The sequence below is a fragment of the Bariatricus sp. HCP28S3_A7 genome (assembly GCF_052066375.1).
Classification (GTDB): domain Bacteria; phylum Bacillota; class Clostridia; order Lachnospirales; family Lachnospiraceae; genus Allocoprococcus.
On record NZ_JBQHSG010000048.1, the window covers coordinates 1 to 7,526 of the forward strand.

The following is a 7,526-nucleotide window of genomic DNA, read 5'->3' on the forward strand; positions in this document are numbered from 1 at the left end:
TCCTTCTTACTGTTTTTAGGTTTGTTAAATCTGTCGATTCAACCGTTCTTGAAAAATCTCTTAAAGAATTTTCAGGGTTGTTGTCTATTGTTTAGTTATCAATGTTCTTTGCTGTTCTGTCTTGCGACAGCCATATTAGATTATCACATCTTCAAGCATCTGTCAAGACTTTTTTCATTTTTCTTATGCTGTTCATTTCTTCGGAACTCTGTTCTTCCGAACGACAGCTTACTTAGGATATCACATCTTTCGACGTATGTCAACAACTTTTTTCTTCGGACTTCTGCATGCCGCCCCTGGCCTCTGTCCCAGTCCTTTCTAAAATAAGTTATGACCCGCTGTCCGGTATCTCATTTCTGAGTTCTGTCCAATCAACGAGTCATATCTTACCACTACATTCTGTAATTGTCAATATTGTTTTTGTTTTTTATTTATTTCAGACAATTCAAACAATTTTATCGTTATATTATTTCTTTCATGCTTTTCACATTTTCACTTACATTGGTACGTATTCTTCACCATACTTAGATACGATTTTGATAATTATCCAATCACTATTTCTCTTTCTCCGGTTTTATTATATAAACGATGTGATATCGAAATCACTGTACGATCATGAGAGGCGTTTTTTAAAGCTTCCATGATCTGTTCTTCCGTTCCCGAATCCAGATTAGCCGTTATCTCATCTAAGAGAAGAATTTTAGGATTCAACACAATTGCTCTTGCAATAGACAGAAGTTGAAACTGCCCTTGTGAAAATAACTTTTCATCACACTGAGTATCCATTTTATCAGGAAGAGCGCACACAGTATTAAGAATACCAACGGTTTCAAGTGCTTTTTCAATCTGTCTTTCGGAAACTTCCGGATCTTTCAAGGAAATCTGTTCTGCAACCGTCCCCCGGATCATCCGAAACTGTTGTTCCACGTACCCGAACAAATGCCTCCTCTTCTCTTCCGGAATCGAAGAGGGCGCAATTCCGTATACCATTATTTTTCCTTTATCTGGACGATACAATCCTGAGATCAATTTTATTAACGTACTCTTTCCGGCACCGGTTCTGCCTGTCAGGACGACATTTTCCCCTTCTTTGATTTCCATATTAAAATCATGCAGGATCTCTTGCTGATCCGTTCCATAGCTGAAGCAGACTTCCGAAAATTTGACCGCAGAACTCTTTTGATTATCTTGTTTACTTGATTTCGTAACGCAAGGATCTGCATCCTTCACACCGTACAGCTTCGAAACATATGGTTCTTCTTTCTCTTCGAAAAACTCATTGATTCTTCTCACACCCGCAGCTGCTGACTGTATATTCTGAATTTCCATACCTATATTTTCAAGAGGTTCAAAGAAATTCCCTACATAGGCAATCAATGCTGCAGCTGTTCCGGCAGACATCCCGAAAAACTCCCTTATTGCTCCCGCCTGTCCGGAAGCTCCCATCATAACACCAATGAGCAATGCACTGACAGTAACGATAATCGGAGAATAGATAGCATCACAAAAATTGGATTGCTCCTGCGCGCGAAATCCCTGTTCAATCGTATCTCCATAACGCTGCTGCATGAATTCTTGTCTGCGAAGAACCCGTATTGTTCGCATATTTTTCAAGGTTTCCGGTATCAACTGATTCGTTCTTCCTACAGCCACACGGCTTTCTATTTGTGCCTTCAACATTCTTTTTTGGAAAACACGAGTCATCCAGAATAAAAACGGAGTCACCACGACAAGTATGATCCCCAGTCCTTTACTTCTGGAAAAAATGATCAAAACGATGCTGACAAGCTTACATACATTCGATGCCATGCTAATCACGCCCGATGTAAATAAGTTTTCCACTGTATTAACATCATTTACAAAACGTGAAGCTGTTACTCCAGGTTCTTTTTCGATATAATAAGAAGCCGGCAGACGAAGAAGTTTTTCACTCATAGCAGAACGGATCCTATGCGTTACTTTCTGTCCAAAGACAGTAATCACACTTTCTTTTAAAGCCTCCAGAAAGCCGGATACAGCAATGAGCAAAAAATATCCTATGGCGATCGATAATCCCACATTTTCATGCTCTGCCAGACGATTTACAATCTGTTCCAGAACCAGTGGCGGAAGAAGCACGGCTCCGATCGTTCCTGCAATTGCCAATACTAACGTGAAACTGAGCCATTTATTGTTATAAACTGTTTCCTTTATTGCATGCATAACAGACCTTCTACTCTGCATATACTTTGCCTCCTCTCCTCTGTTCCTCGTACAGAAGACGGTAATGTTCTTCTTCCTGTATTAGTTTGTCGTGACTGGCAACGCAAACCTTTCCATTTTCAAGCCATAACACCTGATCAAACTTAGGAAACAATCCTAAACGATGTGAAATCAGCAAAATAACGCTATCTTTTCCCCACAAACGTAAATTTTCATAGATTTGTTTTTCTGTCTCCATATCCACAGCCGAAAACGGATCATCCAGAATCATAAGTGGCTTTTTGTGATACAGGGTTCGGGCAAGTGCAATCCTGGCCTGCTGTCCTCCCGAAAGCCGTACACCCCCGCTACCGATTCGGGTATATATTTTCTCCGGCAAAAGTTCTACTTCCTGATCCATACAAACTGCACGAAGCACTTCCTCAACATCCCCCGGCTTCCCCATACAGATATTATCTTCTATTGTTCCATCAAACAACTCCGGCTGATGTCCCAGATATCCTACTTCGTTTATGTATTCGCCTTTTCCGTCAAACGAAACATTTCCCATGGTAATCTTTCCGTCATAAAGCAACTCTCCGGTGAAGATTCTGCCAAATGTTGATTTGCCACATGCCACTTCACCTGTGATTCCCAGAATCTGTCCCGGATTCCCTTTAAAAGTAACATTCGCAAATAATGGATTTTGACCGGGCCAGGCAAACGTAAGTCCTGAGACTTCCAGCGTAGCTGCCTGCGTATGTTCTACTCTTTTCTCTTCTTGAATCTCTTTCAAATATGGCTTAATGCGTTTCCATGATACCTCTGCTTTCTGTACAGCATTGAATAGCTTTGCCGCCTTGGAGGACTTGACAGCCAATTTCCTATAGCATGCAAAAAAAGTAGAAAATGCAGCAATATTCCAGACTGACCATCCTGTTCCGAGCACATTTCTTTCGCCAAACCATATAATCATCACCGTTCCAATCATCGAAATCACCTGATAAACAGGCTGCATCACATTTTCCCACAAATTCGCGCGAATGGCTTTTTTTTCATAATCTGCAAGATACAGCTCATATTCCGCATTCCGATTCTTCTCCTGACCATAGATCCGGTATGTCAGCGCATTCGTGATGCGCTCCAGGGTAGATGCATTCAACCTCCCGCTGCTCTCTCTGCTGAGTGCCACATTTCTTGTCACGATTACTTTTAGTCGTTCCGCGAGAATATAAGCAATCGGCGGAAACAGCATGGAAAGGATCGTAAGCCTCCAGTCATAAGAAAGTAGCATGACAAGATAAGCAATCATTACGATCCCCGTGTCAAATATCTCAGTCGTAAATTTGCGCATTCCCTCCACACATGCATCCGCATCAGCGATGATCTTCGTCATCATCGTGCCTGCATCTTCCTTCTCTATGTTCTTCTGATACAACAAATTCCGATATAATATCATTTTCATATTCTTGCTGATGTTGTTTGCAAATTTTCTAACATAAAGCCGCTTAAGATATCGCATAAACTGTACAAAAAAAATGGTCAGCACATAGCATACCACCAGGCTGACCATTGCCGACGGCCTTTTCTTGCCGCCGATGATATCACACAAATACTGCACCATCTGTCCTTCGAACCAGGGACCTGCGACCATTCCAACATTATATAAAATACCTGTTATCGTCACAGTCAGGAGAAGCCATTTTTCTTTCCGGAAATAATAACCAATCTGATCCGTGGCATTTTTATCCGTTTTTTTCATCTGCTTATCTATCCCCTCTTCGCAAACGTTTATATTATGATTCTGATTCTTCCAAAGCATTCATAGCTTCTGCAACAGAAGTCTCGCAAGAACGCATTGCCAGAATCGTCTTCTCAATCAGATCCGCCAGCTCCCATCCCAGCATATCTGCTCCCTGCCGAATCACTTCTCTGGAACATCCTGCCGCAAAATTCGCACTTTTGAATTTCTTCTTAACCGATTTCACTTCCATATCCTGCACACTCTTTGACGGCCGCATCAATGCTGCCGCCCAGATCAATCCCGTAAGTTCATCCGCAGCAAAGAGAACCTTTTCCATCTCATGCTCCGGTTTTATGTCAACTGTAATACCATACCCATGACTGCACACTGCATGAATAATATCGTCCTGCACGCCGCCTTCTCTTAATAGTTCCGGTGCTTTGATACAGTGCTGATCCGGATACAACTCAAAATCAATATCATGCAGAAGCCCAACAATTCCCCAGTATTCGGCATCTTCTCCATATCCAAGTTCATCGGCATACCACTTCATAACTCCCTCTACCGTAAGTGCATGCTGTATATGAAATGAATCCTTGTTGTATTTTTTCAGTAACTCAAATGCATCTTCTCTTGAAATATGATCTTTCATTATCTGCGCCTCCTAAGATTGTTCTGTCGTTTTTATATAAGGCTCATTGTAGCACAATTTTCTTTTTCTCTCAATCACTGATTTTCCTTCAAATACGAAGCTGCCTGATAATGGGCATATACCAAGTCTTTTCCTTAGTATAACGTTTTTTTAATTGCATTACAATGAACCTCTAGTTTAATTATCCAATTTCCACCCAAAGTCTCCATGATAAATCATCTGCCTCGTCATACCTCCGTCAATGCAGATATTCTCCCCTGTTATGAATCCTGCTTTATCCGAACACAGATAAAGAACCATATTTGCGATATCCTTAGGATTTCCAACTCTGCCGGCCGGCTGTTGATATGCGTCCGGTCCTTCGTATACTGTATATTCAGTATCGATCCATCCAGGCGAGATGGAATTTACTCTTACTTTTCCTGCCATACTGACTGCCAGTGCATGAGTAAGTGCAGCAATTCCCCCTTTTGCCGCCGTATAGCTCTCAGTCTGCGGTTGACTCATCCGGTCCCGCGAAGATGAAATATTTATAATCGAAGCACCGTCTGCAAAATAAGGCTGAAATAATTTTGTAAGATAAAACGGTGCCGTAATTCCTACAGCAAGCGCATATTCGAATTCTTCATAAGAACATGTATTGATTCCTTTCATCAATGGCAACGCATTATTGATCAGGAAATCAATATGCCCATTTTCTTTTATGACCTTATCGGCAAAATCTTCAAGAACTTCTTTCTTACCAATATCGCCGACATAATGATTCCCTTCTGCAATATCGATGATCCGGACAATCGCACCTTCTTTTTGAAATTCTTCAGCAATCACTTTTCCGATGCCATGCGCGCCGCCCGTTATAACCGCAACCTTCTTCTGAAACATCCTTGTTCCCCTCTTTCCAGTTTTTCCATTTTACACTTAACACTGCTATATCAATCTGAATTTCTTCATCGCATAGTCAATCCCATCTTCTTCCACAGCCTTCGTGACAAATTCTGTATAGGGATCCAATGCCGTACTATGTTTTTCCATTGCAATGGCATGCCCCGCATACCGGAACATTGCAAGATCATTTTCACTGTCCCCAAATACATATGACTGCTCTCTGGACAAATGGAATTTATCCAGAACCATCTGAATCGCTGTTGCTTTCGAGCAGCCTTTCGGTACACACTCGTATGCTCCATTCTCCCGGTCAATTATATCCAAATCTCTTTCTATGAAATGAAAAAAGCTTTCTTTATCACTTTTGTTGTCGGTCATGACATACATCTTGTCATATGCACATCCACCCTCTTCAAGATAACGTTTTTGCCCCAGTCCCCTTTTCTTCATCTTTGTTCTCAGAGCTTCTATATCTTCAAATCTTGATGCAAATTTTGAAAAATAAACATCTTCAACACCTTCAAACACACCATCGATCCGGCACTCTCCCGCCATTTTTGCAATCGCGTCTGCCCGTGCTGACGGTAAATTCTTTTTATAAAAAATTTCATCTCTATATGTAAGAAAAATGCCACAGCCGCACAAAAAGCCATCGAAAGGCATCTCTGTAATCTTAATCGGAAGTGTGCACCTTGTTCGCCCGGTATTTATAAACAACAAATGACCATTTTCCTTCGCCTTTGATAATGCACGGAAGGTGCTTTGCGGTATCTCTTTTGTTATCTCGCTTAGAATGGTTCCATCAATGTCAAAAAATAATGCCTGTCTCATTCTAACTTTATCCTTTCCTGTTCCAAATATTCCAATGCTTTTATCATCTTAATTCTTTAACCGTGTATAAAATTATTTTCTTACATGATCTCATTCATTCTCTGTATAATCACATCTGTGATTTCCTGTTGACCATATTTCTCATTCATCAATTCTTTTGAAATATTTCCTCCGGCTTTATCTTTATGACCGCCGCCATTACCGATGTTTTTACACAATTTTTCTGCTACAATATTTGCCGGATAATCCCAGTCACAGCTTCGAACCGAAATCTGATATCCATTGTCCACATCGGTAAATGAAACGGATACTTTGGCGGCATCAACCATAATCGCCATGTCACCAATGATTCCAAGAATAGATTGTTCACAGTGCATAGCAGAAATGATCAGATACCTTCTTTCTGTATTAAAATAACAATTATTCAAAGCATCACCGGCAATCATTAAATCCCCAACTGTCATACACGACTTTTTCAAACGTTCCAGTTCCGGATAGTCATCGCGTAATTCCGAACGCATAGCACAATCCTTCTCTTTATAAAGATCTACATAAGAAGAAGTATCTGTATACAATCCATAAAGAAATGCAATGCGTAATTTTCTGTTATCTTTAACAGAATAGCCTTCCTCTTTCAACAATTTCCATACTATCGTCGAACAGCTTTGATATGTATTATCTATAAATGTTTTATCTGTTTTTTCCATATAAAGTGTATGGTGATCTACGGCTGCAATTTCTGAAGCCTCAAATATCTGAGCATTCCCCTGACCATATTGCGCATCAACCATCATCAGAAGTTCTGTCTTTGGAAGTTCTACAATATGTTCTGCCAGAATCCCGCATACTTCCATCATATAAAGTAAATTTTTCTTTTTTATACTTTGTCTGCCGCCATACACAATTCTAGTGTCTATTCCATGGTCAGTAAAAAATGTATACAAACCTAAAGCAGATGCCAGCGCATCTGGATCCGGATTGTTATGACACTGAATACAAATGCTTTTATATTTCAAAAACTGACTTAAAAAACCCATTTTCCTCTCCTTCCTTATTTTAAATAATAATATACGAAAAAACTGCAAACCTTGTCACCAAAGTCTGCAGCTATCTCTCTTTATATACCTTCAAAACCACATACAAAGTTTTATCTCTCCATCCATTTCTTTCCTATCCTACCATTTCAAACTTACTTTCCGCGGAAACCATTCCTGTAAGATCCGCTCCGGATGC

6 protein-coding genes are annotated in these 7,526 nt (G+C 40.4%); all 6 read right to left on the minus strand.

Annotated elements, in window-relative coordinates:
• Positions 1 to 543: 543 nt before the first annotated feature.
• Positions 544 to 2,223: an ABC transporter ATP-binding protein gene (locus ACTNA4_RS15515; RefSeq protein ID WP_427808855.1), complete on the minus strand. Its 1,680-nt coding sequence runs from the start codon at positions 2,221 to 2,223 to the stop codon at positions 544 to 546.
• A complete protein-coding gene (locus tag ACTNA4_RS15520) occupies positions 2,213 to 3,943 on the minus strand; it encodes an ABC transporter ATP-binding protein (RefSeq protein WP_441030993.1) in 1,731 nt (576 codons plus the stop codon). Before ACTNA4_RS15520 ends, ACTNA4_RS15515 begins: the two co-directional genes overlap by 11 nt.
• A 34-nt stretch (positions 3,944 to 3,977) precedes the next feature.
• Positions 3,978 to 4,577, minus strand: a complete 600-nt coding sequence (locus ACTNA4_RS15525; protein ID WP_427820875.1) for an HD domain-containing protein — start codon at positions 4,575 to 4,577, stop codon at positions 3,978 to 3,980.
• A 177-nt stretch (positions 4,578 to 4,754) separates the two neighbouring features.
• Positions 4,755 to 5,459 (minus strand): SDR family oxidoreductase, encoded by a 705-nt coding sequence (locus ACTNA4_RS15530; RefSeq protein WP_427820874.1) that lies wholly within the window; start codon positions 5,457 to 5,459, stop codon positions 4,755 to 4,757.
• A gap of 45 nt (positions 5,460 to 5,504) precedes the next feature.
• Positions 5,505 to 6,293: an HAD-IIB family hydrolase gene (locus ACTNA4_RS15535; RefSeq protein ID WP_441030996.1), complete on the minus strand. Its 789-nt coding sequence runs from the start codon at positions 6,291 to 6,293 to the stop codon at positions 5,505 to 5,507.
• A gap of 80 nt (positions 6,294 to 6,373) precedes the next feature.
• Positions 6,374 to 7,330 (minus strand): DHH family phosphoesterase, encoded by a 957-nt coding sequence (locus tag ACTNA4_RS15540; protein WP_441030999.1) that lies wholly within the window; start codon positions 7,328 to 7,330, stop codon positions 6,374 to 6,376.
• Positions 7,331 to 7,526 lie beyond the last annotated feature (196 nt).